Source organism: Pseudomonas spartinae (genome assembly GCF_965197125.1).
GTDB classification, from domain to species: domain Bacteria; phylum Pseudomonadota; class Gammaproteobacteria; order Pseudomonadales; family Pseudomonadaceae; genus Aquipseudomonas; species Aquipseudomonas composti_A.
In genome coordinates this window covers 175,236-200,048 of sequence record NZ_CBDAMB010000004.1, presented here as the reverse complement: position 1 = coordinate 200,048, position 24,813 = coordinate 175,236, and the positions used below count along the sequence as shown (strand labels likewise).

Genomic DNA, 24,813 nt, shown 5'->3' with positions numbered 1-24,813 from the left:
AACAACGTAGGCGACGACTGCAAGGATGCAGGAGGTAGAGCGAAGCAGGAAGCCCGAGCCGAGGCAGCCAACGCAATACCGGTGGCGGCCCCGCAATAACAGGCGAAAAACGCTCGGAGTCGCGTTCGACTTTACGTGTTGTAAATGAGCATTTTGATCGGGCTCGCGCATGAGCCTGTTTTTGCCGCCGCGTTGGCAACGCAGGTAGTTTTTGGTGCCCTGAATGCTGCGGCCGCTCAACCCTGCTCGGGAACGGCCGGCGCCGGTCTGTGTCGGCTGACCTGCTTGCTGGCCATGCCCATCAGGCGTTGAAAGGTCGGGCAGTCCAGGTGGTTGTCGGCTGGGCACAGCGCCGCATGGCGCAGCCCGTCGCGAATGGCGGACAGACGACGGATGGTCTGATCCAGCTGCTCGGCCTTGTGCTGAAGGCGCTCACGGTCGATGGCGGGGTCACCTTCGGCGGTCAGCATCTCGGCGATGTCATCCAGTGAGAAGCCCGCCGTGCGTCCGAGTGCGATCAGCGACAGGCGCTGCAACACCGACTCGGCGAAGACCCGCTTCAAACCATTGCGGCCAATGGAGCGGATCAGCCCTTTCTCTTCGTAGTAACGCAGGGTCGAGGCCGGTAGACCCGACCAGCGCGCGACCTTGCTGATATCCAGCTCTTTCATCCTTGACCTCAAGTCGACTTTAGCTGGCAGCCTTGTGTTGCAGGCATTTCAGCAATATTGGATGGAGGTGGTCATGGTAGTCGAAATCATTGTGCTGGGTATCGGCGCGACACTGCTCATGGATCTGTGGGCGCTGCTGAGGCGACGCTGGTTCGCTATCGCCGCGCTGGACTATGGCTGGGTCGGGCGCTGGCTGGGGCATATGCGCCATGGCCAGTTCCGCCATGCGGCGATTGCCAAGGCGCCGCCGCTGCGCGGCGAGCGTCTGCTGGGGTGGGGCTTTCACTACCTGACCGGGCTGCTGTTCGCCGCTGCCTTCTTGGCCTGGGTCGGTCAGGCCTGGCTGCAGCGTCCGGCGTTGCTGCCTGCGCTGGCCTTCGGAGTGCTCACGATGGCCGCGCCGCTGCTGCTGATGCAGCCGGCGTTCGGCATGGGCATCGCCGCCAGGCTTGCGCCCAAGCCCTGGCTGGTGCGCCAGCGCGCGCTGTTGACGCACCTGGTGTTCGGCCTGGGCCTGTACCTGAGTGGAGCGGTACTGGCCTGGCTGGATTGACGCCGTACTCAGCCCTCGACCGGAATGCTGAACACCACCGCCGCCAGGCCGATCAGGCCGAGCAGGCTGAAGCCGGTGATCTGCAGGTTGCGTCGGGCGCTGGCCGGCGCCTGGGCGGCTCGCGCGGCGGCCAGCAGCGCTTGCATGCCGTAGTACAGGGCGAAGGCGCGCGAGGCTTGGCTGATGATTTCGAAGACATCGAACAGCCAGGTCAGCAGCAGGCCGATGAGGGTCAGCAGCACATAGCCGTGGCGGGCGCGCAGGCGTTGGCCACTGAGTTCGTTGATCAGCCCACCCGAGGCGCTGGTGTCGGCGACGGCAGCGCTGAACTGGGCACTGAGAGCGGCGGCGATCAGCAGCGGCGGCAGTACCACGGCGACCACGCCCATCAGGTCGATGATCGCGGTCTCGTCGAGGGTCATCTTCTGCTGGTGGAAGCTCAGCGTCAGCAGGGCAGCGTAGAGCAGGTAGATGGCGCTGGCGAGCCACTGCGCGTGGCGCATCGAACGCACGCGCATGGCGGCGTCGTAGTGCTGGCCGAGGTAACGCGAGGTCTCGAAACCCTGCACGGTGACGATCAGGCCCAGCAGCAGCTGCAACGCCAGCGTGCCCTGTGCACTGGCCGGGCTGTAGGTCAGTGAGCTGGCCAGATCCTGATACGCGGTATGCACGGCGAGGCCGGCGAGCAGGCTGGCGATGATTGCCAGTTTCAGGCTCACCGAGAATTTTTCCAGGCGCTCCATCACGCTGAACCCACGCAGGTAACCGGCGGCCAGGATCAGCAGGTAGATCACCGTGGTGATGACCTTGGGCAGCGTGCCGCCACGCACATCGACGATGCGCGCGGCAAAGGCACCGAAGAGGTTGAGGTAATAAGCCACCGAGATGAAATAGGCGAACGCCAGTACCCAGGATGACAGGCGCTCGCCCGCATTCTGCAGCGCCGTGCCGCGCCCTTGTGGCTGGTCGCCCAGGTAGCGGATGTTGAAGCGCATGGCGCTGCCGAAGGCGTAGCCCAGGGCGCACAGGGCGAGCATGGCCAGTGGCGCCCAACTGCCGAAGTTGACCAGCATCACCGGGCCGAGGATGAGAAAGCCGCTGCCGATGATCGAAGCCAGCGGGGTCACGGTGGCGCGCCACATCGGTGCCTTGGCGACGCGTGGCCAGAACAGCAGGGCCGCTACCAGCAGCAGCGTCAGCACGATCATCGCGGTCACTCGCGGACCTCCGGTGGTCAAGGGTTCGAGGGCGCCCATTCAGGCGCCATGCACCCGCCGCCAAAAGCATGCGGGCGCGGGCGGTGAATCAGTGCGAATAGCCGCTGGGCTTGCGAATGGTCTTGAGCAGGTCGTCCGGGCTGATCTGGCCGACCACCTGGGTCACCGCGCTGCCCGGCTGCGGCAGGTCGAGGATGTGGCCCTTCATCTTGCCGATCACGTGCATCTCGCACGGCTTGCAGTCGAACTTCAGGGTCAGCACTTCATCACCGTGCACCAGCTGCATCGGCGCAACCTTGGTCTTCACGCCGGTCACGCCCTTGGCCTGTTTCGGGCACAGGTTGAAGGAGAAGCGCAGGCAGTGCTTGGTGATCATCACCGGCACTTCGCCTTCTTCTTCGTGCGCCTCGTAGGCCGCGTCGATCAACTGCACGCCATGGCGATGGTAGAAGTCGCGGGCCTTCTGGTTGTAGACGTTGTAGAGGAAGCTCAGGTGCGATTCCGGGTATACCGGCGCCGGGGCGCTCTCGGCCTTGCGGCTGCCGCGCGGGTGGGCGGCGACACGGGCTGCGGTCAGCGCTTCGATGGCGTCGCGGCGCAGCGCCTTGAGCTGCGAGTTGGGCACGAACAGCGCTTGCGGCGCGTCGAGGCTGACGCTTTGAGCGTGGTAGATGGTGGTGCCGAGCTGGGTCAGCAGGTCGCGCAGGCCATCGAGTGCCTGCTCCGGCTTGTTGGCCACGCCGAACGGGCCGGGCAGGGCGACTTCGACGCTGATGCCTTCCTCGCTGGTGGCGGTGAGCTTGAGGGCTTCTTCACGCAGCTCGGCCAGCCAGCTGACGCCGATGCGGCGTTCGGCGCTGGTGCGTTGCAGCGCCTGCTGCCAGTTGTGGTCGAGGTTGCGCGACAGCGGATGGTTCGGGCGCAGGCGGAAGAGCCCTTCGGGCATCTCGTTGGGCTCGACGCGGTAGCGGTAGCGCTTCTCGCCATCTTCGTCGAACTCGCCTTTGAGTTCGGCGATGTTGGCGCGAAAACCCGCCACCTCGCGCTTGACCAGCACGTTGAGGCCGTCGCCGTTGGACAGCGGCTCATGGGTGACGGCGATCAGGTCGCGCTTGTTCACTTTCTCGACAACGCCAACAGCGAGCCCGGTGAACGTTGGCGAGTCGAAGGCGCCGATGTCCACCTTGCGCTCGGTGACGAAGTAGTCGGTGCTGCCGCGGTGGAAGGTCTTGTCCGGGTCGGGCACGAAGAAGTGCGCGGTGCGGCCGCTGGAGGCGCGAGCCAGGTCCGGGCGATCTTCGAGGATGGCGTCGAGCTCGCGGCGGTAGTGGGCGGTGATGTTCTTTACGTAGGCCACATCCTTGTAGCGGCCCTCGATCTTGAACGAGCGCACGCCGGCCTCGACCAGGGCGCGCAGGTTGGCGCTCTGGTTGTTGTCCTTCATCGACAGCAGATGTTTCTCGTAGGCGATCACGCCGCCTTTCTCATCCTTGAGGGTGTAGGGCAGGCGGCAGGCCTGCGAGCAGTCGCCACGGTTGGCGCTGCGCCCGGTCTGCGCGTGGGAAATGTTGCACTGGCCGGAGAAGGCCACGCACAGCGCACCGTGGATGAAGAACTCGATGGCCGCATCGGTTTCATCGGCGATGGCGCGGATTTCCTGCAGGTTCAGCTCGCGCGCCAGCACCAGCTGGGAGAAGCCGGCCTGGTCGAGAAACTTGGCGCGGGCCAGGGTGCGAATGTCGGTCTGGGTGCTGGCATGCAGCTCGATGGGCGGAATATCCAGCTCCATCACCCCCATGTCTTGCACGATCAGCGCATCCACGCCTGCGTCGTAGAGCTGATGGATCAGCGCGCGCGCCGGCTCCAGCTCGTCGTCATGCAAGATGGTGTTGATGGTGGTGAACACCCGCGCGTGGTAGCGCCGGGCGAATTCCACCAGCCTGGCGATCTCGCTCACCTCGTTGCAGGCATTGTGCCGCGCGCCGAAGCTCGGGCCGCCGATGTAGATGGCGTCGGCGCCATGCAGGATGGCCTCGCGGGCGATCTCGACATCGCGGGCAGGGCTGAGCAGTTCCAGATGGTGTTTGGGCAGGGACATGGTGGTTTCTTTTATCAGGCTGGGCACGGGCAAGCTGCGCATTGTAGCGGGCCTGGGGGCACGGGGCATCCGTGATATGCCGGACGGCGGCTCGGGCTGTTTGCAGCGCCTCATCTGTGGGACAGTAGCGCCCTTTTTCAGGGGAGGTGTGGCGATGGATAACAGAGGGTTGGAGAAGCTTGATCAGTGGCTGCTCAAGTACGGCAACGATGACTCGATCCTGTCCGCCAGCGAGCTGGATGGCTACTTCGCCGCCATCGTCTCCGCCCCGCGCCAGGTCGCCCCGGCCGTCTGGTACTCGGCGATCTGGGCCGACCAGCCGCCGCAGTGGCCGAGCGACAAGGATGGCGAGCGCTTCATGAAGCTGGCTATCGAGCTGATGAGCGAAGCCACCTACATGCTCAGCGAGGAGCCGGACGACTACGAGGCAATCTTCCTCGCCGACGGCAACGGCAAGGGTGAGAAGCTGATCGTCTCCGAGTGGTGCGCGGGTTACCTGCGCGGTGCCGCGGTGGCCGGCTGGCTGGAGGCAGCGTTGCCCGAGTCAGTGGCAGCAGCCCGGGCGCTGATCACCCTGCACGGTGATGAGAGCGGCAGCGCGACGCTCAAGGCCATGTCCGACGCCGAGTACGATGCCAGCACGGCACTGCTCGAACCGGCGGCTGTCGAGCTTTACCAATACTGGCAACAGAACCTGGAGCCGGTGCTGCCGGTACGTCGTGACGATGCCAAGGTGGGGCGTAACGACCCGTGCAGTTGCGGCAGTGGCAAGAAGTACAAGCAGTGCTGCATGCGCTGACAGCATCTTCGCCGGTACCGGCCGGCTGAGGGTCGCTACCTCAGTCGGCCGGCTGCGTCAGTTCAAGCCATTGGGGCCGCTGCTCAGCCAAGCAACTCGGCAAACGCCTTGTCCGCCTCCAGCACGGCTGGCAAGGCTTCGAACAGCGTGGCCAGGTCGACCTCCTCGAACAATGGGCCTTCCAGGCTCTGCTGCGCCTGTTCGCTGACACCATCGAGTTCGATGGTTTCCGCAATGATCACCGACTGCGCCATCAGCCTTGCGTAATGACCGTCGCTGGGCGCCTGGCTTGGGCGCGCCTGGTAGGCGATGGCATGCTGGATCAGCGCTGGCAGTTGCCAGCGGCGTGCCAGTTCGGCGCCCACTTCCGGGTAGCCGAAACCCAGTTGCAGGGTTTCCTCGGCGGCCTGTGCCGCGGCCTCGCGCTTCGGATGGCGGTTCATGCGCCGGGCAAAATCCGGTGCGCCAGTCTGGATCAGCAGCTCGCCGATGTTATGCATCATGCCGCAGGTGAAGGCGGCGTCCGTGTCCAGCTTCAGTTGCTTGGCCAGGCTGCGGGCGATGCTGGCCACCCGGAAGCTGTGAATCCAGAAGCCCTTGAGGTCGAAGCCGGTATCGACCTTGAATGCGCCCGTCATCGCCGAAGCCAGCACCAGCGTGCGCAGGGTGTTGAATCCCAGGCGCATGGCTGCGTCCTCGACGCTTACGGCTTCACGCGCGCCGCGAAAACGGGGCGAGTTGGCCAGGCGCAGTACCTTGGCGGCGATAACCGGGTCGCGCTCGATGTTGCGTGCCACGCTTTCCAGGCTGGAGGAGGGGTTGTCGAACTGCTGGATCAGCTCCTGCGCGACCTTCGGAATGCTCGGCAGTGTGTGAATCTGGGCAAAGAGACTGTCAATATCCATGTTGGCTCCGATAGCTACGGGCGCGGCGCTCGCGCCCGGTGAGAAAGTGCTCTTTGAGCATAGTCGCGCCTGCGGTCGCAGCCAGTCTCGCAGCCGCTTGTTAGAGCCTTTTTCGTCGTGCTACCGGCTTAGAACAGGCACACCAGAGCACCAGCCGGGAAGGGGGCTGGTGCTTGTAGCTATAGCCTTACTGGCGTGGCGCCGCGCTGGTCTCTGCAGCGGCGGACCACACCCGGTAGCGCACCTCGATATCCTTCGGTGCGTAGATCACCAGCGGCAACTTGCTGTTGTAGCGCACCAGTTGCGGCTCACCGCCGACGCGCACGAACGCCGGTTTGCGGCTGCCATCCGGGCAGGCCATCAGGGTACTCATGGCCGGGCCGACCTGGCTCAGTTCGTAGTAGTTATAGCCCCAGCCTTCCACGGTTTTTTCCTGCCACTGGCCGCCCAGGCGTTGCTGATTGCAGTCCACTTCCAGAGTCTTGCCGGCGATGATCTCCACCTTGTGCTCGGCTTCGTTGGCCTGTGCCGGCAGCTCGATCACGTGGCGGCTGTAGCCGTCGGCAGCGGCAGGGTAGGGCTTGAGCGCCTCGGGCGTGGCAGCGCAGGCGGCCAGCGGCAGGGCGCAGACGAGGGAGAGCAGCGGCAGTTTGAGTCGGTTCATGAGGGTTCCTTGCTGAAAGACCTTGTGGGTCGTCCGTTGTTGGGAAGCCGCCGGATCGGCAGCGCAGCACAGACCTTTGTGGATAGGCCAAGTTCCTGTGCCTTTCAAGCCGTCTCAACGCGCCTCGGCCGAGGGGGCCAACTCGGCGGGAAGGGCGTGCTGAAGATAGTCTGCGAACAGACGTACCTTGGGGGTCAGCTCGTAGCGATTGCGCACGCAGAGGTAGTAATCCAGCGGTGCGCTGGTCGCACGACTGCTTGCGGGGGTGGCTGATGAGAACAACTCGACCAGTTCGCCGCGGGCCAGGTACGGGTCGGCGACGAAGGACGCCAGGCGGGTGATGCCGCCGCCTGACGCAGCGCACTGTGCCAAGGCATCGATATCGTTGCTGCTCATGGCCACTCTGACCTGGGCATCGAAATGCTCGTCATCGCGAACGAAGCCCCAGCGCAGAAAGCGGCCATCGGTTGCGAAACGGAACAGCAGGCAATCATGATCGCGCAATTGCTCGGGCTCGCTCGGGCGACCGGCGCGCTGCAGGTAGGCCGGGGCAGCACAGAAGCGAGTTTGCGCGGTGGCGATACGCCGGGCAACCAGGCCGCTGCGCAACTGCTGCTCGATGTAGATGCTGACGTCGACACCTTCCTGAATGTGGTCGACGGAGCTGTCGGTGGTCAGCAGCTCGCAGCGTATACGCGGGTAGCGCGCCATGAAACCGGGGATCAGTGGTGCCAGCACGTGGCGGCCGAAGGCCGCGCTGGCGGCGATGCGCAACTGGCCGCGCGGTTCATCCTGCAGGTCGGCGACGTCGGCGCGGGCCAGTTCCAGTTCCTGAAGCACCGCTTGCACGCGCTCGAAGTACAGCGCGCCAGCGTCGGTAAGCGCTAGGCTGCGGGTGGTGCGGGTGAGCAGGCGGGTACCCAGATTTTGTTCCAGGCGGGCGATGTTCTGGCTCGCCGCAGCGGCGCTGATACCCAGCAGGCGCGCTCCGGCGGCGATGCTGCCGCTTTCCACCGCTTTGACGAAGCTCTCAAGGCCGCGAAGGGTGTCCGTGCTTTTGCTTTGCAATGCTGGCCTCGGTCGTAAGTTGAGCTTGATACTCAACTTACCTTCCGGCCTCTACCGGAGCAATCGTCCTGGTCGCTAAAGTGCTGGCACATTCAATGATCAGGAAATCAGAACATGTCCGATCTCGACTCAACGCCGCTGCCTGCGCGTAGCTGGAAGCTGCCTGCCCGAGCCATGCCGGTGGCTTTCGCTTTCTTCATGTCGGGCATCATGGCGATGCTCATGTCGCTGGTGATCACCGCTGCAAACCGAGGGTTCAGTGACGGTTACCTGCAAGCGGTACTGAGTGCCTACAGCCTGGCCATGCCGGTGGCTTTCTGCTGCGTGATGCTGGTGCGGCCGGTCGTGATCAAGCTGGTGAGTCTGACCGTGCACGCTCCGTGAAAAACTGCGCAGTCTTTCACGGGCGAGGGAGGGCGGCCTGCTTTTGCGCTAATCAAGCACGCTCAGGCCAGTCGGCGGGGGCCGTGCGTGACACCCACCGATGCAAGGGAATCAGGCGAAGACGAAGTACTTGCGCACGGTCTCGACCACTTCCCAGGTACCTTTCATGCCAGGTTCGACCACGAAGATGTCACCGGCTTTCAGGTGAATTGGCTCCATGCCGTCCGGAGTGATGATGCAATAGCCTTCCTGGAAGTGGCAGTACTCCCACTTCACGTACTCCACGCGCCATTTGCCGGGCGTGCAGATCCAGGTACCCATGATCTTGCTGCCATCATCGGAGGTGTAGGCGTTGAGGTTGACGGTATGCGGGTCACCTTCGATGCGTTCCCATTTGCAGGCATCGACGACGGGCATCGGCTGGGTGTCGCGCAGAACGGTGATCGGTTTGTTGGCCATGTCTGGCTCCCGGTGCAAAAAAAGGGCCTTCACCATAGGCGCCGGACGCATGGAGAGATTGTCTGGAGTCGACCTCTGGCTAGTCGTTTGCGCTGTCGCCTGCGACATTTTTACGCCCAAAGGACGAGAGAAGCGGAGCGACTTTGCCTCTACTCTTGAGACGGAGAACCGTTCGAGAAGAGAGGCGCTTATGGGTTTTTTCCGTCGTGAACGCTTCACTCAATCGCTGCAGGGGGCAACCGCGCAGATCAGTTGTCGCGGCGGCGAACTTGCCGCTGAGCTGGCGGCAGTGCGCATGCGGCCGAGCTTCATCACTGGCTACGTTTCACCGCACCTGGATCTCGAACGCATCGCCCGGCAGATTCACGAGCGCTTTCCCGGTGTCACGCTGAGCTTGAGCAGCAGCGCTGGCGAACTGTGTGGCAGCGAAGGGCGGCTCTACTGTGACGCCACTGGGCAGTGGGATCGCCTGGTGCTGGCGCTGTTCGACAGCCGTGTTTTGCTCAGTGCGGAGCTGGTCAGCGTGCCGCTGGAGAGCCAGGACATTCGGGCTGGTGGCGCGCGCATGTCGCTGCGTGAGCGCATCGCCAAGCTGACTCGATCGCTGCAGGCGTTGCAGGTGAAGACGCCTATCGATGCCCGCGACACCCTGGCTTATGTGTTGTTCGACGGTTTGTCGGCCTCCGAGTCGTTCTTCATGGAAGCGCTCTATGAGTCAGGGCGTTTTCCCTGCCTGTTCGTCGGTGGCTCGGCCGGTGGCAAGGGCGACTTTCGCCAGACCTTCCTGCATGACGGCCAGCGTCGCTACGAGAACCATGCCCTGGTGGTGTTTCTCAAGAGCGCACCCGGCGTTCGCTTTGGCGTGTTCAAAAGCCAGAACTTCGAGCCGACTTCGATCAGCCTCAGTGTGCTCACCGCCTCGCTCGAGGAGCGCAGCATCCGTCAGGTGATCGACGCGCGCGGCAATATTCTGAGTATGGTCGCCGCCTTGTGCGCCGAATTGCAGTGCCAGCCGCAGGAGCTGGAGGGCAAGCTAGCCAGTTACTCGTTCGCCATTCGCGTCGGCAGCGAGCTGTTCGTGCGTTCCATCGCGCGCATCGACCTGCAGCAGGAGATCGTTCACCTGTTCTGTGACGTGGCGCCGGGCGAGGAACTGGTATTGGTCAGGCGCACGCCATTGGTCGAGGGCACTCGGCGTGATTTCGAACGCTTTCTGCAGGGCAAGGGGGGAACGCCCCTGCTCGGCCTACTCAACGACTGCATCCTGCGCCGGCTCAACAACGCGGCGGAGCTGGGGAAGATGGGGTCGGTGTTCGGCCGGGTGCCGGTCATCGGCTTTTCCACCTTCGGCGAGATTCTCGGCCTCAACCTCAACCAGACACTGACCGCGATCTTCTTCTTCCAGGTCCCGCCGGGCGCGGCGTTCAGTGACGATTACATCGACCGCTTTCCCATCCACTACGGCGAGTTCAAGGCCTTCTTCCTGCGTCGGCAAATCAAGAAGCTCGCCGGGCTCAGCCAGGTGGTGGTCAGTCAGATCAACGCCTTCAAACGGCATGACTACGACAGCTGCATCGACAGCCACGGCCTCGACGAGCACATTCGTCCGGTTTTCGAGGGGCTGGCCGATCTTGGTCAGGTGTTGCGTGCGGCCGAGGCGCGGCAGCGCGAGATTGGCGAGCAGTTACACTTGCATGCCCATGAATTGCACCAGAGCATGGATGCGCTGGGCGATAACATCACTCGCCAGGGCGATGTCACCGAGCAGGCCGAGGCGGTGGTACGCAGCCTGGGCGAGCAGGGCACATCGGTGGTACGCAGTGCCGACGAGCTGGCGCGATCCAGTCTACGCATCCAGTCCATCGTTCAGGTGATCCAGCAGATTGCCGGGCAGACCAACCTGCTGGCGCTCAATGCCGCCATCGAGGCGGCGCGTGCCGGGGAAATGGGTCGTGGCTTCGCGGTGGTGGCCGACGAGGTGCGCAACCTGGCGCAGATCACTCACAAGAACGCCGCCGAGATCGGTACCGACGTCGATCAACTGTCCCAGGCCATCAGCGTGGTGTCCGGACATATCCAGCAGCAGGTCAGCGAGGTCTCCACGCTGGGGGGGATGATCGATTCGTTGCGTGATTCCGCCGAACTGACCGAGCAGACCTCGCTGCGCACCCGCGAGCTGGCCGACACTCTGACCGGGCTGACGGGTAACGTCGGCTGACTGCGTGCGGCGGCGCATGTGCCGCCGCAGCGCTGCTCACAGTTTGGTGGCGAAGCTCTCCACCGCTGCGACCACACGCCGCGCGCCGTCCTGGATCTCGTCGATTACCTGGCCGGCCTGGCCCGACAGCTCGAGGCCCAGCTCGGCCTGGGTCTTGCCGCGGTCGATGATCTGCACGGCGCGTTCGGCCAGTTGCTGGTTCTGACCAACGACCGAGGTGATTTCCTCGGTGGCCGCGCTGGTACGCGAAGCCAGTTGACGGACCTCGTCGGCCACCACCGCGAAGCCACGGCCCTGATCGCCCGCTCGCGCCGCCTCGATGGCGGCATTGAGTGCCAGCAGATTGGTCTGGTCGGCGATGCTGCTGATGTTCTTGACGATCGAGCCGATCAGCTGCGACTGCTTGTCCAGCGCTTCGATGCCTTGCGCGGCCTCCTGCATGCGTGAGGCCAGCTCGGTCATGGCGTCGAGCATCTGCTGCACCACCGAGGCGCCATTGCGCGCGCTTTCGTCGGTGCCCTTGGAGGTCTCGAAGGCGATGCCGGCGGCCTGGGCCACGGCCTCTTCGCGCTGCACCTGGTCGGTGATCACCGTGGCGAACTTGACCACTTTGTACAGCCTGTCATGGGCGTCGGTAATCGGGTTGTAGGACGCCTCCAGCCACACGTCGCGGCCGTGGCTATCGATACGACGAAAGCGGTTGACGACGAACTCGCCACGGCGCAGCTGCTCCCAGAACCGCTGGTATTCGGGGGCGTTGTACTCGCTCGGGTCGCAGAAGATGCGGTGATGCTTGCCCAGGATCTGCGCCAGGCTGTAGCCCATGGCATCGAGAAAGCGCTGATTGGCGGTCAGCACCTCGCCATTCAGATTGAACTCGATAACCGCAGTGGAACGCTGCAGGGCCTTGATCAGGTTTTCATGCTCGCGCGACGTTTCGATGGTGCGGGTCAGGTCGCTGGCATGGATCGAGAAGAAGCGAATGCGCCCGCTGCTGTCGTGCACCGGCTGCAGGATCGAGCGCAGCCAGGCCTCTTCGCCATTGCCGCGCAGCAGGCGGATCACCCCGGAGAGGTGCTCGCCACGTTCCAGGGCCTGGCGCACGCGGTGATGGAAGTCGAGATTGTGCACATGTTCGGGTATCAGCTGCAGCACGTGCTGGCCTTGCAGGCGATCTGCCGTATAGCCCATCTCCTTGAGGAAATTGTCGTTGGCGCGCTCGATGCGACCTTGCGGGTCGAGCATCAGCACCAGCATTTCCTCTTCCAGGCTGGTGCAAACCTGCGTCACGGAAGAGAAATCATCACGCAATGCCTGCAACTCTTGCTTCAGTCGTCCATTGAACATGAGGGCCATCTCGCTGAAAGTTGACGCCATTGTTTCGGCTGCAAGTGCCAGGAGTTTAGCCGGGACATGGCATGCGTACAGGCCCGTGCAGAAACCAGCAGGGCTGCGCTGCTTTCTCTATCGGCGCGCAGCTGCGCTTGGGCTATGATGCGCGCCCCTCGACACCCTGGCGGGTCATCATGTCCGGCAACGCCCTCTATACCGACCTGTCGGGCTACTACGATCTGATGTGTGCAGACATCGACTACGCCGCGCAGAGTCACTGCGTGCATCGCCTGCAGCAATTGTTCGGTAACGGCGGCAAACGCCACCTCGATCTGGCCTGTGGCACCGGCCCGCATGTGCGCCATTTCCTCGATGCTGGCTATGCCAGCCGTGGCCTGGACATCAACCAGCCAATGCTCGACCGCGCCGCCCTGCGCTGCCCCGAGGCACGCTTCTCGCGGCAGGACATGTGTGGCTTTGAGGTCGACGAGCCGCTGGACTTGATCACCTGCTTTCTCTACTCAATTCACTACAGCGCCAGCATCGAACGTCTGAAAGCGTGCATCGCCAGCGTGCATGACGCTCTGGCGCCGGGCGGGGTGTTCTGCTTCAACGCCGTGGACAAGCAGCGCATCGACAACGCCTCGTTCGTTTCCCACAGCGCGCGGCATGCCGAGGGGCAGTTGCGCTTCAGCTCCGGCTGGTACTACTGCGGTGAGGGTGAGCAACAGGCGCTGCGTTTGCGCATCGAGCGTACTCAGGGCGAGCAGACCGAGGTCTGGCACGACGAGCACCCGATGGTGGCGGTGAGCTTCGCCGAACTGCAGGCGCTGCTGGCGCCGTACTTCGAGGTGCAGGTGCTGGAGCACGACTATCAGCGCCTGAGTCAGTGGGATAGCACGTCCGGCAATGCGCTGTTCGCCTGCAGCAAGCGCTGAGCCGCAGGCTGGATAACTATTCTCATTTGTTAAAGCGTCAATCCTGCTTATCATTGCGCCACTTTTGCCGGGGGAGGCTGGAGTGATGCAAGAGCTGTCGCTGGCAGCCAATCCATTGACCGAGTTGCTGGACGCTCTGGTCAGGCAGTTTCAGGGGCTTTTCGACCTCAACGGGCGCATCGGCCTGCTCTTCATCCTGCTTTCCTACAGCGTGGCCTACCTGCTTTATCGCCAGCGCCGCGTGGGCAGTGGTTGCACATCGTTCTGGCAGTTCATCGGTGGACGACAGGTGCTGTTGCATCCGTCGGCGCTGCTCGACTACCGCTACTACTTCGTGCGCGCACTGCTGCGTGTGGTGCTGATCGTTCCGGTGATCGGCCTGGTCGACCCCCATGTGCTGCATTCGGCCGACTACATGGCCTTCTTCACCCGGCTCTGGGGCGCCCGGCCGCAGCTGGGAGAGAACCTCGGCCTGAGTCTGCTCTATGGCCTCGGCGTGTTCCTGATCAACGACTTCGCCAGCTACTGGACACATCGCGCCTTTCACTCGCGCTGGTTGTGGGAGTTTCACAAGGTTCACCACGTCGCGCCCGTGCTGGTGCCGCTGACGGCCAGCCGCGTGCATGTCGTGGAAAAGCTCGCAGACAGTCTGCTCACCCTGGTACTGCTTGGCGCCTACTCCGGGGCTTTCTGGTATCTGTGCGGGGGGGAGGTCAGCCGCTATACCTTGTTCGGCGTCACCTATCTGGTATTCATCTTCAACTGCCTGGCGGCCAACCTGCGCCATACGCACATCTGGCTTTCCTTCGGGCCCAGGTTGGAGCACCTGCTCAACAGCCCGGCGCAGCATCAGATTCATCACAGCGATGCCCCGCACCATTTCCACAGGAACTTCGGCACCAACCTGTCGATCTGGGACTGGATGTTCGGCACGCTCTACACCACCACGCACACACCGGAGCGCCTCAGCTTCGGCACGGCCGAGCGCGATGCGCATCGCTACCAGAGCCTTTACAGCCTGATCGTGCAGCCCTTCATCGACACCGCCCGCAAGCTGCTGGAAAGCACCGACAACCGAGGCCTGCGCCGCAGGGTGTAGCGCGTGGCGGTGCGCCCCTCCACGGCGCGGGTGGCCGTCACGCCGGCTCCTCGACGCGCTCGGTTTGCAATAAACGCTGCAGCTCGGCCACCAGTGCATCGACCTTGTTCAAACCCCGTGCGACCGATTCGGCGAGCAGCTCGCCGCCGACTTCCTGCCCCTCGATGGCGATCTGGTGCACGCGGGTGAGGCCGATGAAGCCGAGCGCGGTGATCAGGTTCGGCTCCAGATGGTTCATGTGCGCCATCTCGCCGCCCGCATCGAAACCAATGCCACCGCGTGCGGTGAGAATCACCACATCACGCGGCCGGTCGGCCAGCATGGGGACATAGGGATCGAGCGGGTTGCTCTCGTCCAACTCCACCGTACGGCCAGGGCGCACTACCTGGTCGATCCACGCCTTGAGCGCTGCCGGCATGCCGAAGTTGTACAGCGGTGTGCCGATCACCAGCACGTCGGCGGCAATCAACTCATCGACCAGGCGATCGCTTTCGGCCAGTGTGTCGCGCATCCAGGCCTCGCGCTTCGGCTCGGCAGTGAAGGACGAGGCGATCCAGTCATGGCTGATGATCGACGGCGGGTTCTGGCCGATGTCGCGGTAGGTGATGAGGTCCTGCGGGCGGCGCGCCTGCCACTGGCTGACGAAGCGATGGCTGAGGTTACGGCTGTGCGAGCCGTGCTGAACCTTGCCGGCGAGGCCGGGGCGGGCGCTGGCATCGAGGTGCAGAATATGGGTCATGGCGAGTCTCCTGATTGAATTTGAATTCATCTGTGATTGGCAGCAGAATCAGGCTAAGTTCGCCAATGGCTGGCGACAAACGAGCAATTTTTTTCGTAACGGATGAGGAAAGTTCAGCTATGAGCCGGCGCAGGCTACCTCCGCTTTCCGCTTTGCGTGCCTTCGAGGCGGCGGCTCGCCACGAAAGCGCCAAGCAGGCCGCGGAAGAACTCTCGGTCACCGCCACAGCGATCAGCCACCAGATTCGCGCGCTGGAAGATGCCCTCGGCGTCCCGCTGTTCGTGCGCAAGCCGCGCCAGCTGGAGCTGACCATGGCCGGGCGCGAGTTGCAGCAGGTGCTGGAAAGCGCCTTCGACAGCATCGGCGCTGCGGTCGAACGGCTCAGCGCCGCACCGCGCCGGCGAGCCGTCACCCTCAGCACCACGCCCGCGGTGGCGGTACGCTGGTTGCTGTCCTGGGTCTGCCTGCTGCGCGACTCCCACCCGGATATCGACCTGCGCATTCATGCCTCGCACGAGCCGGTGGCGCTCGATGGTGTCACCGCCGATATCGCCATTCGCTATGGCGACGGCCGCTGGCCCGGGCTGGTGGCGGAAAAACTCTTCGACAACACCTTCATCCCCGCCTGCAGCCCTCTGCTGAACCTGCACGACGCCGCAGAGCTGCCCGGGCATTCGCTGATCCACTTTCGTAACCAGGCGGCGATTTCCTCGCCTATCGATTGGGCCATCTGGCAGAAGAAGGCCCAGGTGCCGGGGCTGGACGTCGCTGCCGGACTGGTGTTCTCCGACGAGACCCACGCCGTTTCGGCTGCCGTCGGCGCCCAGGGGGTGGCGCTGATGAGCCGGCAGCTGATCGAGGACGAGCTACGCGAGGGCAGGCTGGTGCAGCCCTTCGGCCCGGAGCTGGAGGGCAAGCCGTTCTTTCTGGTGTACCCGGAAAGCCGCCGCAATGACCCGAGCATTCAGGCGGTGAGGGAATGGATCCTGACGGTGCCGGGTGGCTTGTGTTCGATCTGACGACCAGTCATCCAGGGCCTGGCGGGTTGAGCCTGAGCCCTGCATCGGCCCGCCTGAGCGCTCAATAATAAATATCCTCTGCGGCATGCTTTCTCTGTCGCATCAAGGCAAAGAACGACAAGCCCAGGAGCAGGAGAATCGCTGTCGAGCAGCCCAGGAAGACCTTGGCGTCCGCGCCGCTGGCTTGGTAAGTGGCTTGGGTCATCTTTATCGACGGTGACCAGGTGGAGTGGATCAAGGGAATCTTGTCGTCGATGGCGTACGTAGCAGGGTTGTACTGGGTGTTCTGCGTGTAGGTATCGGTGAAGGATATGCCGTCCGCCTCATAGCGGTAGGTGATGATGTTCAGGGCGGGGTTGGGCGTGTTCTGTATCTCGGTGATGCGGGCTTGGGTCTGCTGATTGCCGAGCTGCATGAACAGGGCGGTGGCGCCGTGGTTGCTCATGAGGGCGAGAATGGCGAGGGGGATGATCGCTATCAACGACAGTGTGGATAGCGTGGTGAGGAAGTCTCTTTTTTCTTCCCGTGGGTAATACATACGCGGCATCCGTTGGTTCAGGGTGAAGTGCGCCAGGTGTGGCGGCGCGATTATCAATCAGTGGCCTGATGCGGCAGGTGTCCCGGCGTCGGGCCGCCGGTAATAGGCATCCCACAGCTTGTTGCGGAATTTGTTGGTCGGGTCGACGCGCCGTTTCAGCGCGAAGAAGGCCTCGGCACCGGGGTAGGCGGCGAGAAACTGCTCACGGCTTGCGTGGATTTGATACGGCAGGTAGTAGCTGCCCTGGTGAGCGATGGCCAGGTCGATCAGCTGCCGTGTCCAGTCGGCTACGGCGGCGCGTTCGCTGGGTGAGACGCCCTGTCGGTAGTAGAGCACCAGCGCGAAGGTGTCTTCGCGAGCCCAGGCCAGCAGCGTGCCCGGGTCGGCCTTGGCATGGCGAATGGAGATATTGGCGACCTTGACCTTGTGCGCCTTGAGCACATCCTTCATGCCCGCGACGAAGTGTTCCAGCTGCGCTTCGGGAACGAAATACTCCTGCAGCACGTAGCTGTAGTCGGGGCCGGAAATGGGCTGCAGCTCACGTACATCGAGGCTGGCCTCATGGTTGCGCCACTGCACCTGCGGTCGCTTGAGCAGCAGCGGGTCGACCAGGTTTTCGCGCACCTTCGCGCCGCCCTTGCTGCTGGCCACCGCCAGCGCTGCGCGCATGGCCTTGTAGTCACGGTCCAGTGGTACCAGGCGCTCGGTGATGGTCAGCGGTGCGTCCGTGCGCAGGTAGGACACGGCGCGAACGCTGTCGTAATCGTCGGTGTAGAGAATGCCGTTGTGCATCACCATGTCCGGGTTGCCGCTGACCTGACTGGCGAAGAACTGCGCATAGTCACTGAGCGGCATGAGTTGCGTCTGGCGCACCAGCTTGCTGTTCTCCACCAGTGGCAGGGAGGCTTCGACGATCACGCCCAGGCCGCCATAGCCGCCGATGGCGCCATGGAACAGCTCGCTGTTGTGCGTCGGGCTGGCGTCCACCACCTGGCCGTCGGCCAACACCAGGCGCAACGAGCGCACGCCGAGCACCAACGGCCCCTGGCCGACGTAACGGCCATGGGCATTGACGCTGAGGGCACCGCCAACGGTGAAATTGGCGTAGGACTGCATGATTTGCGGCGACAGGCCGTGTGGGTCGATGTACTCCAGCACTTCGCGCCAGGTGATGCCGGCCTGCACGCGAATCTCCCGGCGCTGCGCGGAGAACGCCAGCACCTTGTTGAATTGGCGCATGTCCAGTTGCAGGGCCTGCTCGGTAGCGGTCTGCCCACCCATGCTGTAGCGCCCGCCGCCAATGGCGATGGGCCCGGCGTGCTCGCGCACCGCTGCGACGATCTGCTCGAGCTCGGTAGGCGCCAGCACCTGCGACACCGCAATGGGGTTCATGCCGCTGACGTCGTTGACGATTTCCACGGCGTGCGCGGCCTGGCACAGCAGCAGGATCAGAAGGGGGAGGATACGCATCGGACTTCCTTGTTCGCAGTAGTGAAACGGCGATTCCTTGCCTTGCCGGTACGGCCAGGCCGGCGCCATCGGGCGAGCGCCGCCGTGCATTGTTCCTCAGTTGCTGATGCGAGTGCCAATTGAAATATCGATGCTGCCGCAAACGCCAGTTTGTGGCTTATGGGTGAGCCATCGCCGCCACGCGTCCGCCCCGGGCATGTAGGCAGATCTTGCAGCTACCCGGTGGCTCGTGCTCGCAGCAGCCGCCAGCCGCGACTCAGGCCGGCAACGGCTGGCGCACGCGCAAGGTGACGCCGGCATGCACTGCCAGTGTGGCGATCACCAGGGCGCCACCGTAGAGCGTGGCGTTGGCCGGCGTTTCCTGCAGGAAGTACCAGACCCAGAGCGTGCCCAGCACGCTTTCCAGCAGGTAGAACAGCGCAACCTCGGCGGAAGGCAGATAGCGGGTCGCGTTGTTGATCAGCAAGGTGGCCAGCGGCATCTGCACCAGACCCATGATGGCCAGCGCCCAGTAGCTCGAGGCGCCCAGGGTGAAGGGCTGCGCGTTGGGCCAGGCAATCAGCGCCGCCGCCAGCCCACCCAGTGCGATCAGCGGCATGCGCTCCAGGGACGGGTGACGGCGCAACAGCGTCAGGTTGGCGCCGACCGCCGCCGAGGACAGCAGGGCATAGCCGTTACCGGCCAGGTCGGTCGTGTTAAACGCGCCGGCGAACACCAGCATGATGCCCAGCGCCGCCACGCCAATCGCCAGCCAGGTGCGCAGCGCCACCTGCTCGCCGAGAAAGAAGCGGGTGAACAGCGCCGCGAACAGCGGCGCCGTGCAAAGAATGACCACCACGTTGGCGACCTGGGTATGGATCACCGCCAGCACGAAGAAGATCGAGATCAGCGCCAGCAGCAGGGCCGAGCAGGCACTGAGCAACGGTTGCGCGCGGACGCTGGCACGGCTCCTGGCCGACAGCGAGAACACGCCCAGGGCCAGGAACATCAGCAAGCCACGCCAGAACACGATATTCCAGCCATCGGCCTGCGCCAGGCGTACCAGCAGACCATCGAAGCTGAGAATCACGATGCCGCTGGTGACGAGTAGCAAACCGCGTGCTGAATCTTTCATCCGTGTGTCCTCGACGTGCCGCTGGCGGGCATCCTGTTGCTGCTGGAGGGAGGCTGCCTCGAAATGGTGCACAGCCAGACGCTGTGTCGATGATGGACGTGGTTTTTGCTGCAGACCTGCCCAGAAGCGCCCCGAGTGCTGCGGTTCGCGACCTGCTACTTGCCGGGCTGGACGACGATGCCGCGTTTCTTGTTGTACGCGTGCCACTGCGCCAACAGCCAGCCTCCCTGACCGGTGAAGCGCTCGGCCGAACGCGTGCAGGCGCTGATCCGCTCCAGCCGAAAGTGGCGAAAGTCGTTACGCAGGTCGCACCAGGCGGCCAATACCTGAAAGCCGTCGAAATACCCCAGTGCTATGGGGCGCAGTGTGCGCTGGGTCAGCGATCCCGCTTCATCCGTGTAATCGATCAGCACCTTGCATTCATCGCTGATGGCTTCACGCAGGGCGCGTGCCGTGGCGCCGTCATCGCTCGTGGAAGGGGCGGGCCCGGCGAACAGCGGCGTTTTCTCCAATTGTGCTTGGGCCTCGGCGCCAAGCACCGCGCGCAGCTTGCCCTGCACGTTCTGCGCTGCCAGGCGCAGCGCCGGGTCCGTCCTGCGCTCGACCCAGCGCAGGCCGAGCAGCAACGCCGCCAGCTCTTCCTGGGTGAACATCAGCGTTGGCAGCAGATAACCCGGCTTCAGCAGGTAGCCGATGCCCGGCTCGCCCTGAATATCCGCGCCCTGGCCCTGCAAGGTGGCAATGTCCCGGTACAGCGTGCGCAGGCTCACGCCCAGCTCACCGGCGAGCGTCTGGCCGCTGACGGGCAGGCGGTGGTTGCGCAGGATCTGCAGCAGCTTCAGCAATCGTTCGGTGCGTGTCATTGCACCATGCTGACAGGAACTGTCAGTAGGGTCGACTAACGTGAGCCTTCCAATCTCAGGAGGTCCACGATGAACCGTCCCAATCTGTTAATCCTCTACGTTGCCGACCCACTGCGCAGCAGCGCCTTCTATCGGCAACTGCTGCAACAGGCGCCCACCAGCGAGTTTCCCAGCTTCGTGTCCTTTGCGCTGAGCGACCAGCTGCACCTGGGGCTGTGGTCGGAGCAGGCGGACAATTTCCAGTCATCCGGCAATGGCCACCGCAGCGAGTTCGGTTACCAGGTCGAGCGTGAGGCCGATGTCGAAATGCTCTACGAGCGTTGGCAGGCGTTGGGCGTCGAGATTGAGCAACCCCTGGCCCGTGCGGTGTTCGGGCCGACCTTCGTCGCGCTCGACCCGGACGGCCACCGGCTGCGCGTGTGCATGCGCGATGCCAGCTGATCGCCGCTGCTGATGGCGCTTGGCGCCTGATGGAGCCCCACGCCCGGCGTGGGGCATCGCCTCAATGCAGCGCGCGTGAAGGCAGGCGCTCGTCGACCAGTTGTTGCGCCTGCAGGGCAAGCGCATCGAGATGTGCATCGCGCTGTTTTTCCGCCTGCTGCATGGCGCGCTGGCCGTGCTGCTTGAGCAGGTAGGCGTGGATCTGCCTGACCTCGGTGGAGGCGAACACCGGCGCCAGGTCCGCCACGGCCACCATGCCGCTGGAGCGATAGTCGCGGCTATTCATCAGCACCTGCGCGCCTTGAGCGGCCAGCACCTGCAGGCCCAGCGCCTCGAACAGCAGCACCTTGTCTGCCGCACAGGCCAGTTCCAGATGCGGCCGATGTGCCAGCACGCGCTGCAGCAGCGCGCGACCGATGCCCTGACGGCGGTGTGCGGCATCTACCGCCAGATAGGCAAGGGTGCAGGCGGCAGCATCATCGGGGCTGGGCAGGTACAGGGCAAAACCCATTACGCGGGCCGGGTCTTCATCGTCCAGTGCCAGCAGCAACTGCACCGGGCCTTCGGCCTCGCCGTTCATGCTCTGCAGGTGCAGATGCACCTCGTAGCCGATCACGTACTGGTACAGCTGAAACAATGGGTTGCTCGGCTGCAGTGGCACCACGCTGACGTCACCGAAGTAGTCCACCACCATCTGCAGTACCTGACTCTTCAGGGACTCGGGCGGCGGGCTGCTGAGGTGGGAGAGGGTAAACATCGGCAGGTGGGCTCCGCTGGGCAAGTGGGCCTGGATTGTAACCCGTGTGCCGCCTTGCTCGGGCGTCGCGATTGCCAGCGTTCGCCTCGGGTAATATGGCGGCGCACCGAACGCCACCCCGGAAGAGCCCTATGCCATCGCCGAAACGAAAATACTCAGGCATCGAGCGCGAGCTGATTCGCAGCCTGACCACTGCCTGCGAAACCGCAAAAAGCGAAATCGTCGGTTTCCAGTGGCTGACCCATGAGGTGGACTACGAACAGTTTCCGCAGAGCCTGGTGGTGACCTGGATGTTCGATAGCGAGGCGCACAAGGCCGGTTCGGACAAGGCGAGGATGCTGGCGCTGACCCAGGCGGCCTTCGATGACGTGGGCATCAGCGTTACCCGTATCGCCGAACACGTGGCGTTCGCCGTCGAGCAACCGGCAAGGGGCAAGCGTGGCCAAGGACATTGAGAACCCCTGCGTGTCGCTGTGTCAGCTCAACAGCGAGCTGTGCGTCAGCTGTGGGCGCACGCGCGAGGAAATCCGCAAATGGCGGGGCATGAAACGGCCGGAGAAAATGGCGACCGTGCAGCGGGCGGCAGCGCGAATGAAGGCGATAGCCAAGAAGAAGAGCAAGGGCTAGCGAGCGCGTGACCGTTCCCGCGCAGTGCGGAGGAACGATCACGCGTCGGTCAGTTGTTCAGGTAGCGGGCGGCCACCTGATTGATGAAGCCTTCCTTGCGCATCTGATCCAGAGCGCTTTGCAGTTTCTGCACGACTTCATCCGGGGTTTCCTTGTTCATCGCCAGGTAGAGCTGCGTGCTGCTGATGGCAAAGGCCACTTCCAGCTTGCCGATACCGGCCTTGCCGGCCTCGTAGTTGCCTGCCGGGTTGGTGGTCGCCCACAGGTCAAATTCACCGGCTTGCAGCTTGGCTGGCGCGTTGCTCAAGACGTTCTTCACGGTAAAGTTTCGCTGGGTCAGATACTGGCTGACACTGGTGCCGGCGACCGAACCAACACGGTACGTGCGGGCGTCGTCGAGGCTGTTCAGCGTGATCGGGTTGCCGGGTATCTTCAGCAGCACCAGCTGGATTTCACTCAACGGCCCGACCCACTTGAAGCGCGACTCGCGATCTGCCGAGCGGCTGAGCGAGTACACGGCAAAGTCGGGCTGCTTTTCGGCCATCTCCTGCAGGCGGCTCCAGGGGAACCGCAGCGTCATTTGGTACGGCACCTCGGCCCGCTTGAACATCTCGACCACCACCTCCTTGTCGATCCCTTCGATACCGTCTTCGCGTTCGAAGTTCTTGGCATTGGTCGACATGCTGAATGGCGGATAATTCTGCGTCAGGATCTGAACCACATTGGCCGCCTGGGCGGTGCCCGCGAACAGGGGCAGTAGTGCGATTGCTACGCGGCGGATCGTCTTGTTAAGCATGGGCAGTTCCTTGTGACCTTGGTTGTCGTGACGCGAACGTTCTGCGGTTCGCTGTCCAATTTGATGCGTGAGGTTGAAGTCGGCCGAACGGATTGCGCGCCATGCCTTCTTCACGCGCAGTCGGGTTCGATGGGCGGCAGGCATGCAGCGGTCACGCAACAGAACTCATCAGAGCAACCTTCACTCGACCGAGGCGGGCGCCGGCTGGGCGGGCATTGTTAGGTAAACGCGAGCGGGTAGCAGCTGTTGGATGAATGCCATGAGGTTTGCATCACACCTTCCAGCTCGGTAATCGTCAATGGAGTGACTAATTGGTCATCGATGGCGGCCATGGGCGTGATTGTGAGCCAGAGTCTGAAGCGGTTGTCCGGGCTACTCGCCAGGATGAACTGTTGCTACGTGACGGGGTTCACCTGCAAGTTCGGGTGCTGGAGTAGATTTGTGGGGGACTCCTCAGGGGCTGTCCCCGATTGCGCTACGATTGCGCTATCAAAAGGTGCCTAGCAACCCTGTTAGGCTTGGCGACCATTAAACGACAAGGGACTTGACGATGAGTACATTGAAACTGGCTAGCGTATCGCTTCTCGCTGTGGCGAGCTTCGGCTGCGCCTCCACTGGCCAGCAGATCGATACCAGAGGGCTGACGCTGGTGGAGGAAAACCACGCCACGGTCGAGCATGGGGCTCAGCGATACATACTCGATAGTTTTATCGTGCCGTTTCAGCAGCCGTACTACATCCGCGTTCAGCGTGAGGCACCTGGCCCGTTATCAAGCGCGGAAGCAGTCAGCATAGCCGAGGCCTACATCGAACCGAGGGGCTGTACACAGCCACTGGTTCGCCGTCCGGACCTAGATCGCGTCAATGGTGATAAAACCCAGTGGCTGATCGGTATCGAGTGCTAATCCTATATCCATATTTGGTTTCGTAGCTCGTAGGGGGGATGGCACTTTTTTCATCTCCCGTCAGCGGTTATCCGGGCTACTTGCTACGTGACGAGTTTAACTGTCGGGCGCTGGGGTAAATGTGTGGGAGTTCTTCAGAACCCTTATCACCAGTCGGATCGCGACAAAATACTGGGAAGTTTTAAACAAGGGAATTGGAGAAAGTTGAGTGGGAGCAAAAAAAGCCGCTGCAAAACCAACGATTTTGGCTAGCGTCAATCGCCGGTTGGCAGCACGCCTGATTGATTGCGCAATCGCTGTGCTGATCTTTTTGACCGTCAAATTCGGCGCCGGAGCATTGTCTGCCGTCGTGCCTGCAATCACCCCTAAAACGGTTCTTCTCTTGGCATGTTTTTCTGGCTTTACTTATTTCTTGCTGGCGGATGCGTTGCCCAACGGCCAAAGCCTGGGCAAGCGCCTGTTAAGCATCGCCACGGTCGACCAAAAGACGCTCAAGGGCTGCAGCGTTTCGCAGTCTTTTACCCGAAATTCAGGCGTACTGATGATTGTCGATTGGGTGTGGATTTTCATGGAGTCACGTACACGTTTGGGCGACATGTTCGCCAAGACGATCGTGATCCAGACTGGAAATCTGACGAGCGTTCGCGGCATTACTGATATTTATAGCAATGGCAAATCCAGGGGCTGACACTGGCTAGACTCTGTAGGAGCAGTCGTCGAGCGAAGACCAGGCAAGGCGAAATTGCTCGAAGAAGCGCAGTTTAAGTGCTGCAAAATCGCGGGCACCTGAGTGAAGGTACCATATGGAACCTGGCTTTCTGGAATGGTGAGACGGTGATCTGGCCTGAGGCCGAGATGCTCAAAGGCACCAGTCAACTTGCCCGCCTCGGCGTGCCGCAGCGTACTGAGCTGATCACGCTGGAGCGGGTGAAGGCGCTTTCCGGTGCCGCCGTGATGAATTCATGGACACCGGGGCGGGGATTCCGGTCACTGCCATTGCCGCTCATACGCTCGCTGAGGCAAGGCCGTTCATCGAGTTGCTGCACAAGGCCCATGAGGCTGAGCCGGCCGAGTTTCCGTGAGAATGGTTCGAGAAGGCCAGTAGGGTGGATGACGCTGTGTTCATCCACCACCGGGCGC

The 24,813-nt window shown here is 63.1% G+C and carries 26 protein-coding genes and 3 pseudogenes; 13 read left to right on the top strand and 16 right to left on the bottom strand.

The features are described 5' to 3' along the window. Positions 1–236: 236 nt before the first annotated feature. Positions 237–671 (bottom strand): helix-turn-helix domain-containing protein, encoded by a 435-nt coding sequence (locus ACN8M7_RS11615; RefSeq protein WP_490260864.1) that lies wholly within the window; start codon positions 669–671, stop codon positions 237–239. A gap of 73 nt (positions 672–744) precedes the next feature. Between ACN8M7_RS11615 and ACN8M7_RS11610 the strand changes: the two genes are divergently transcribed. Then, on the top strand, positions 745–1,224 hold the full coding sequence (locus ACN8M7_RS11610) for a DUF2938 domain-containing protein (protein WP_490260863.1): 480 nt from the start codon (positions 745–747) through the stop codon (positions 1,222–1,224). 8 nt (positions 1,225–1,232) lie between these two features. Here the strand turns inward: ACN8M7_RS11610 and ACN8M7_RS11605 are convergent, their stop codons facing one another. Continuing rightward, positions 1,233–2,432, bottom strand: coding sequence for a hypothetical protein (locus ACN8M7_RS11605; RefSeq protein WP_490261015.1), 1,200 nt, complete (start codon positions 2,430–2,432; stop codon positions 1,233–1,235). Positions 2,433–2,529: 97 nt separating this feature from the next. After that, positions 2,530–4,539, bottom strand: coding sequence for a peptidase U32 family protein (locus ACN8M7_RS11600; RefSeq protein WP_490260862.1), 2,010 nt, complete (start codon positions 4,537–4,539; stop codon positions 2,530–2,532). Between the two features lie 154 nt (positions 4,540–4,693). On the opposite strand from ACN8M7_RS11600, the gene ACN8M7_RS11595 reads away from it, so the two are divergent. Then, on the top strand, positions 4,694–5,338 hold the full coding sequence (locus tag ACN8M7_RS11595; RefSeq protein WP_490260861.1) for a YecA/YgfB family protein: 645 nt from the start codon (positions 4,694–4,696) through the stop codon (positions 5,336–5,338). Between the two features lie 83 nt (positions 5,339–5,421). Here ACN8M7_RS11595 and ACN8M7_RS11590 read toward each other — a convergent pair whose 3' ends face one another. The 3 genes from ACN8M7_RS11590 to ACN8M7_RS11580 all read right to left on the bottom strand — a co-directional run bounded on the left by ACN8M7_RS11590 (position 5,422) and on the right by ACN8M7_RS11580 (position 7,975). Next, positions 5,422–6,243 carry an HDOD domain-containing protein gene (locus ACN8M7_RS11590; protein WP_061237814.1) on the bottom strand — a complete coding sequence of 274 codons (822 nt, stop codon included), beginning with the start codon at positions 6,241–6,243 and terminating at the stop codon, positions 5,422–5,424. Positions 6,244–6,430: 187 nt separating this feature from the next. Continuing rightward, positions 6,431–6,907, bottom strand: coding sequence for a serine protease inhibitor ecotin (gene eco, locus ACN8M7_RS11585; protein WP_490260860.1), 477 nt, complete (start codon positions 6,905–6,907; stop codon positions 6,431–6,433). Between the two features lie 114 nt (positions 6,908–7,021). Further along, positions 7,022–7,975: a LysR family transcriptional regulator gene (locus tag ACN8M7_RS11580; RefSeq protein WP_061237816.1), complete on the bottom strand. Its 954-nt coding sequence runs from the start codon at positions 7,973–7,975 to the stop codon at positions 7,022–7,024. Positions 7,976–8,089: 114 nt separating this feature from the next. Here ACN8M7_RS11580 and ACN8M7_RS11575 point away from each other — a divergent pair, with 114 nt between their 5' ends. Then, positions 8,090–8,359 (top strand): DUF2798 domain-containing protein, encoded by a 270-nt coding sequence (locus ACN8M7_RS11575; RefSeq protein WP_061237817.1) that lies wholly within the window; start codon positions 8,090–8,092, stop codon positions 8,357–8,359. Positions 8,360–8,470: 111 nt separating this feature from the next. Here ACN8M7_RS11575 and ACN8M7_RS11570 read toward each other — a convergent pair whose 3' ends face one another. Continuing rightward, positions 8,471–8,818 carry a cupin domain-containing protein gene (locus tag ACN8M7_RS11570; protein ID WP_013716543.1) on the bottom strand — a complete coding sequence of 116 codons (348 nt, stop codon included), beginning with the start codon at positions 8,816–8,818 and terminating at the stop codon, positions 8,471–8,473. Here ACN8M7_RS11570 and ACN8M7_RS11565 point away from each other — a divergent pair. Beyond that, positions 8,742–10,163, top strand: a pseudogene (locus ACN8M7_RS11565) (FIST signal transduction protein); the annotation flags it as partial. The gene ACN8M7_RS11570 and the pseudogene ACN8M7_RS11565 overlap by 77 nt on opposite strands. A 372-nt stretch (positions 10,164–10,535) precedes the next feature. After that, positions 10,536–11,036: a methyl-accepting chemotaxis protein gene (locus ACN8M7_RS11560; RefSeq protein ID WP_490261014.1), complete on the top strand. Its 501-nt coding sequence runs from the start codon at positions 10,536–10,538 to the stop codon at positions 11,034–11,036. A gap of 36 nt (positions 11,037–11,072) precedes the next feature. On the opposite strand, the pseudogene ACN8M7_RS11555 reads toward ACN8M7_RS11560, so the two are convergent. Both ACN8M7_RS11555 and ACN8M7_RS11550 read right to left on the bottom strand, forming a co-directional pair. Further along, positions 11,073–11,501: pseudogene (locus tag ACN8M7_RS11555) on the bottom strand (methyl-accepting chemotaxis protein); the annotation flags it as partial. Positions 11,502–11,606: 105 nt separating this feature from the next. Then, positions 11,607–12,281, bottom strand: a pseudogene (locus tag ACN8M7_RS11550) (PAS domain-containing protein); the annotation flags it as partial. Between the two features lie 281 nt (positions 12,282–12,562). Between ACN8M7_RS11550 and ACN8M7_RS11545 the strand changes: the two are divergent. After that, complete coding sequence (locus tag ACN8M7_RS11545; protein ID WP_490260859.1) at positions 12,563–13,306, top strand: methyltransferase domain-containing protein; 744 nt, start codon at positions 12,563–12,565, stop codon at positions 13,304–13,306. An 85-nt stretch (positions 13,307–13,391) separates the two neighbouring features. Further along, positions 13,392–14,405: a sterol desaturase family protein gene (locus ACN8M7_RS11540; RefSeq protein WP_490260858.1), complete on the top strand. Its 1,014-nt coding sequence runs from the start codon at positions 13,392–13,394 to the stop codon at positions 14,403–14,405. A gap of 37 nt (positions 14,406–14,442) precedes the next feature. On the opposite strand, the gene ACN8M7_RS11535 is transcribed toward ACN8M7_RS11540, so the two are convergent. Continuing rightward, complete coding sequence (locus ACN8M7_RS11535; RefSeq protein WP_490260857.1) at positions 14,443–15,144, bottom strand: FMN-dependent NADH-azoreductase; 702 nt, start codon at positions 15,142–15,144, stop codon at positions 14,443–14,445. Between the two features lie 119 nt (positions 15,145–15,263). Here ACN8M7_RS11535 and gcvA point away from each other — a divergent pair, with 119 nt between their 5' ends. Beyond that, positions 15,264–16,163 carry a transcriptional regulator GcvA gene (gene gcvA, locus ACN8M7_RS11530; RefSeq protein ID WP_490260856.1) on the top strand — a complete coding sequence of 300 codons (900 nt, stop codon included), beginning with the start codon at positions 15,264–15,266 and terminating at the stop codon, positions 16,161–16,163. A 61-nt stretch (positions 16,164–16,224) separates the two neighbouring features. Here gcvA and ACN8M7_RS11525 read toward each other — a convergent pair whose 3' ends face one another. From ACN8M7_RS11525 to ACN8M7_RS11510, 4 genes are all read right to left on the bottom strand, one after another. Continuing rightward, positions 16,225–16,701: a hypothetical protein gene (locus tag ACN8M7_RS11525; protein WP_490260855.1), complete on the bottom strand. Its 477-nt coding sequence runs from the start codon at positions 16,699–16,701 to the stop codon at positions 16,225–16,227. A 57-nt stretch (positions 16,702–16,758) separates the two neighbouring features. Continuing rightward, positions 16,759–18,171: an FAD-binding oxidoreductase gene (locus ACN8M7_RS11520; RefSeq protein ID WP_490260854.1), complete on the bottom strand. Its 1,413-nt coding sequence runs from the start codon at positions 18,169–18,171 to the stop codon at positions 16,759–16,761. Positions 18,172–18,427: 256 nt separating this feature from the next. Continuing rightward, positions 18,428–19,285 (bottom strand): DMT family transporter, encoded by an 858-nt coding sequence (locus ACN8M7_RS11515; protein ID WP_061237826.1) that lies wholly within the window; start codon positions 19,283–19,285, stop codon positions 18,428–18,430. 155 nt (positions 19,286–19,440) lie between these two features. Beyond that, complete coding sequence (locus ACN8M7_RS11510; RefSeq protein ID WP_490260853.1) at positions 19,441–20,148, bottom strand: helix-turn-helix transcriptional regulator; 708 nt, start codon at positions 20,146–20,148, stop codon at positions 19,441–19,443. A 69-nt stretch (positions 20,149–20,217) separates the two neighbouring features. On the opposite strand from ACN8M7_RS11510, the gene ACN8M7_RS11505 reads away from it, so the two are divergent. After that, positions 20,218–20,589 carry a VOC family protein gene (locus ACN8M7_RS11505; protein ID WP_061237828.1) on the top strand — a complete coding sequence of 124 codons (372 nt, stop codon included), beginning with the start codon at positions 20,218–20,220 and terminating at the stop codon, positions 20,587–20,589. A 61-nt stretch (positions 20,590–20,650) separates the two neighbouring features. Here ACN8M7_RS11505 and ACN8M7_RS11500 read toward each other — a convergent pair whose 3' ends face one another. Next, entirely contained in the window at positions 20,651–21,346 is a 696-nt protein-coding gene (locus ACN8M7_RS11500; protein WP_490260852.1) for a GNAT family N-acetyltransferase, read from the bottom strand. 131 nt (positions 21,347–21,477) lie between these two features. On the opposite strand from ACN8M7_RS11500, the gene ACN8M7_RS11495 reads away from it, so the two are divergent. After that, positions 21,478–21,801 carry a hypothetical protein gene (locus ACN8M7_RS11495; protein ID WP_490260851.1) on the top strand — a complete coding sequence of 108 codons (324 nt, stop codon included), beginning with the start codon at positions 21,478–21,480 and terminating at the stop codon, positions 21,799–21,801. Then, positions 21,785–21,973, top strand: a complete 189-nt coding sequence (locus ACN8M7_RS11490; protein ID WP_490260850.1) for a DUF1289 domain-containing protein — start codon at positions 21,785–21,787, stop codon at positions 21,971–21,973. Before ACN8M7_RS11495 ends, ACN8M7_RS11490 begins: the two co-directional genes overlap by 17 nt. Before the next feature lie 49 nt (positions 21,974–22,022). Here the strand turns inward: ACN8M7_RS11490 and ACN8M7_RS11485 are convergent, their stop codons facing one another. Then, positions 22,023–22,913 (bottom strand): substrate-binding periplasmic protein, encoded by an 891-nt coding sequence (locus ACN8M7_RS11485; protein WP_490260849.1) that lies wholly within the window; start codon positions 22,911–22,913, stop codon positions 22,023–22,025. A 406-nt stretch (positions 22,914–23,319) separates the two neighbouring features. Between ACN8M7_RS11485 and ACN8M7_RS11480 the strand changes: the two genes are divergently transcribed. Then, positions 23,320–23,673 (top strand): hypothetical protein, encoded by a 354-nt coding sequence (locus tag ACN8M7_RS11480; RefSeq protein ID WP_490260848.1) that lies wholly within the window; start codon positions 23,320–23,322, stop codon positions 23,671–23,673. Between the two features lie 208 nt (positions 23,674–23,881). Further along, positions 23,882–24,361: an RDD family protein gene (locus ACN8M7_RS11475; RefSeq protein ID WP_490260847.1), complete on the top strand. Its 480-nt coding sequence runs from the start codon at positions 23,882–23,884 to the stop codon at positions 24,359–24,361. The last annotated feature ends 452 nt before the right edge of the window (positions 24,362–24,813 follow it).

Excerpts from the sequence above, each read along its gene's own strand:
- ACN8M7_RS11510 (WP_490260853.1), bottom strand. The coding sequence starts at position 20,148 with ATGACACGCACCGAACGATTGCTGAAGCTGCTGCAGATCCTGCGCAAC.
- ACN8M7_RS11595 (WP_490260861.1), top strand. The coding sequence starts at position 4,694 with ATGGATAACAGAGGGTTGGAGAAGCTTGATCAGTGGCTGCTCAAGTAC.
- ACN8M7_RS11590 (WP_061237814.1), bottom strand. The coding sequence starts at position 6,243 with ATGGATATTGACAGTCTCTTTGCCCAGATTCACACACTGCCGAGCATT.
- ACN8M7_RS11515 (WP_061237826.1), bottom strand. The coding sequence starts at position 19,285 with ATGAAAGATTCAGCACGCGGTTTGCTACTCGTCACCAGCGGCATCGTG.
- ACN8M7_RS11605 (WP_490261015.1), bottom strand. The coding sequence starts at position 2,432 with ATGATCGTGCTGACGCTGCTGCTGGTAGCGGCCCTGCTGTTCTGGCCA.
- ACN8M7_RS11480 (WP_490260848.1), top strand. The coding sequence starts at position 23,320 with ATGAGTACATTGAAACTGGCTAGCGTATCGCTTCTCGCTGTGGCGAGC.
- eco (WP_490260860.1), bottom strand. The coding sequence starts at position 6,907 with ATGAACCGACTCAAACTGCCGCTGCTCTCCCTCGTCTGCGCCCTGCCG.
- ACN8M7_RS11500 (WP_490260852.1), bottom strand. The coding sequence starts at position 21,346 with ATGTTTACCCTCTCCCACCTCAGCAGCCCGCCGCCCGAGTCCCTGAAG.
- ACN8M7_RS11575 (WP_061237817.1), top strand. The coding sequence starts at position 8,090 with ATGTCCGATCTCGACTCAACGCCGCTGCCTGCGCGTAGCTGGAAGCTG.
- ACN8M7_RS11545 (WP_490260859.1), top strand. The coding sequence starts at position 12,563 with ATGTCCGGCAACGCCCTCTATACCGACCTGTCGGGCTACTACGATCTG.
- ACN8M7_RS11495 (WP_490260851.1), top strand. The coding sequence starts at position 21,478 with ATGCCATCGCCGAAACGAAAATACTCAGGCATCGAGCGCGAGCTGATT.
- ACN8M7_RS11520 (WP_490260854.1), bottom strand. The coding sequence starts at position 18,171 with ATGCGTATCCTCCCCCTTCTGATCCTGCTGCTGTGCCAGGCCGCGCAC.
- gcvA (WP_490260856.1), top strand. The coding sequence starts at position 15,264 with ATGAGCCGGCGCAGGCTACCTCCGCTTTCCGCTTTGCGTGCCTTCGAG.
- ACN8M7_RS11570 (WP_013716543.1), bottom strand. The coding sequence starts at position 8,818 with ATGGCCAACAAACCGATCACCGTTCTGCGCGACACCCAGCCGATGCCC.
- ACN8M7_RS11505 (WP_061237828.1), top strand. The coding sequence starts at position 20,218 with ATGAACCGTCCCAATCTGTTAATCCTCTACGTTGCCGACCCACTGCGC.
- ACN8M7_RS11615 (WP_490260864.1), bottom strand. The coding sequence starts at position 671 with ATGAAAGAGCTGGATATCAGCAAGGTCGCGCGCTGGTCGGGTCTACCG.
- ACN8M7_RS11560 (WP_490261014.1), top strand. The coding sequence starts at position 10,536 with ATGGATGCGCTGGGCGATAACATCACTCGCCAGGGCGATGTCACCGAG.
- ACN8M7_RS11525 (WP_490260855.1), bottom strand. The coding sequence starts at position 16,701 with ATGTATTACCCACGGGAAGAAAAAAGAGACTTCCTCACCACGCTATCC.
- ACN8M7_RS11540 (WP_490260858.1), top strand. The coding sequence starts at position 13,392 with ATGCAAGAGCTGTCGCTGGCAGCCAATCCATTGACCGAGTTGCTGGAC.
- ACN8M7_RS11535 (WP_490260857.1), bottom strand. The coding sequence starts at position 15,144 with ATGACCCATATTCTGCACCTCGATGCCAGCGCCCGCCCCGGCCTCGCC.
- ACN8M7_RS11485 (WP_490260849.1), bottom strand. The coding sequence starts at position 22,913 with ATGCCTGCCGCCCATCGAACCCGACTGCGCGTGAAGAAGGCATGGCGC.
- ACN8M7_RS11600 (WP_490260862.1), bottom strand. The coding sequence starts at position 4,539 with ATGTCCCTGCCCAAACACCATCTGGAACTGCTCAGCCCTGCCCGCGAT.
- ACN8M7_RS11610 (WP_490260863.1), top strand. The coding sequence starts at position 745 with ATGGTAGTCGAAATCATTGTGCTGGGTATCGGCGCGACACTGCTCATG.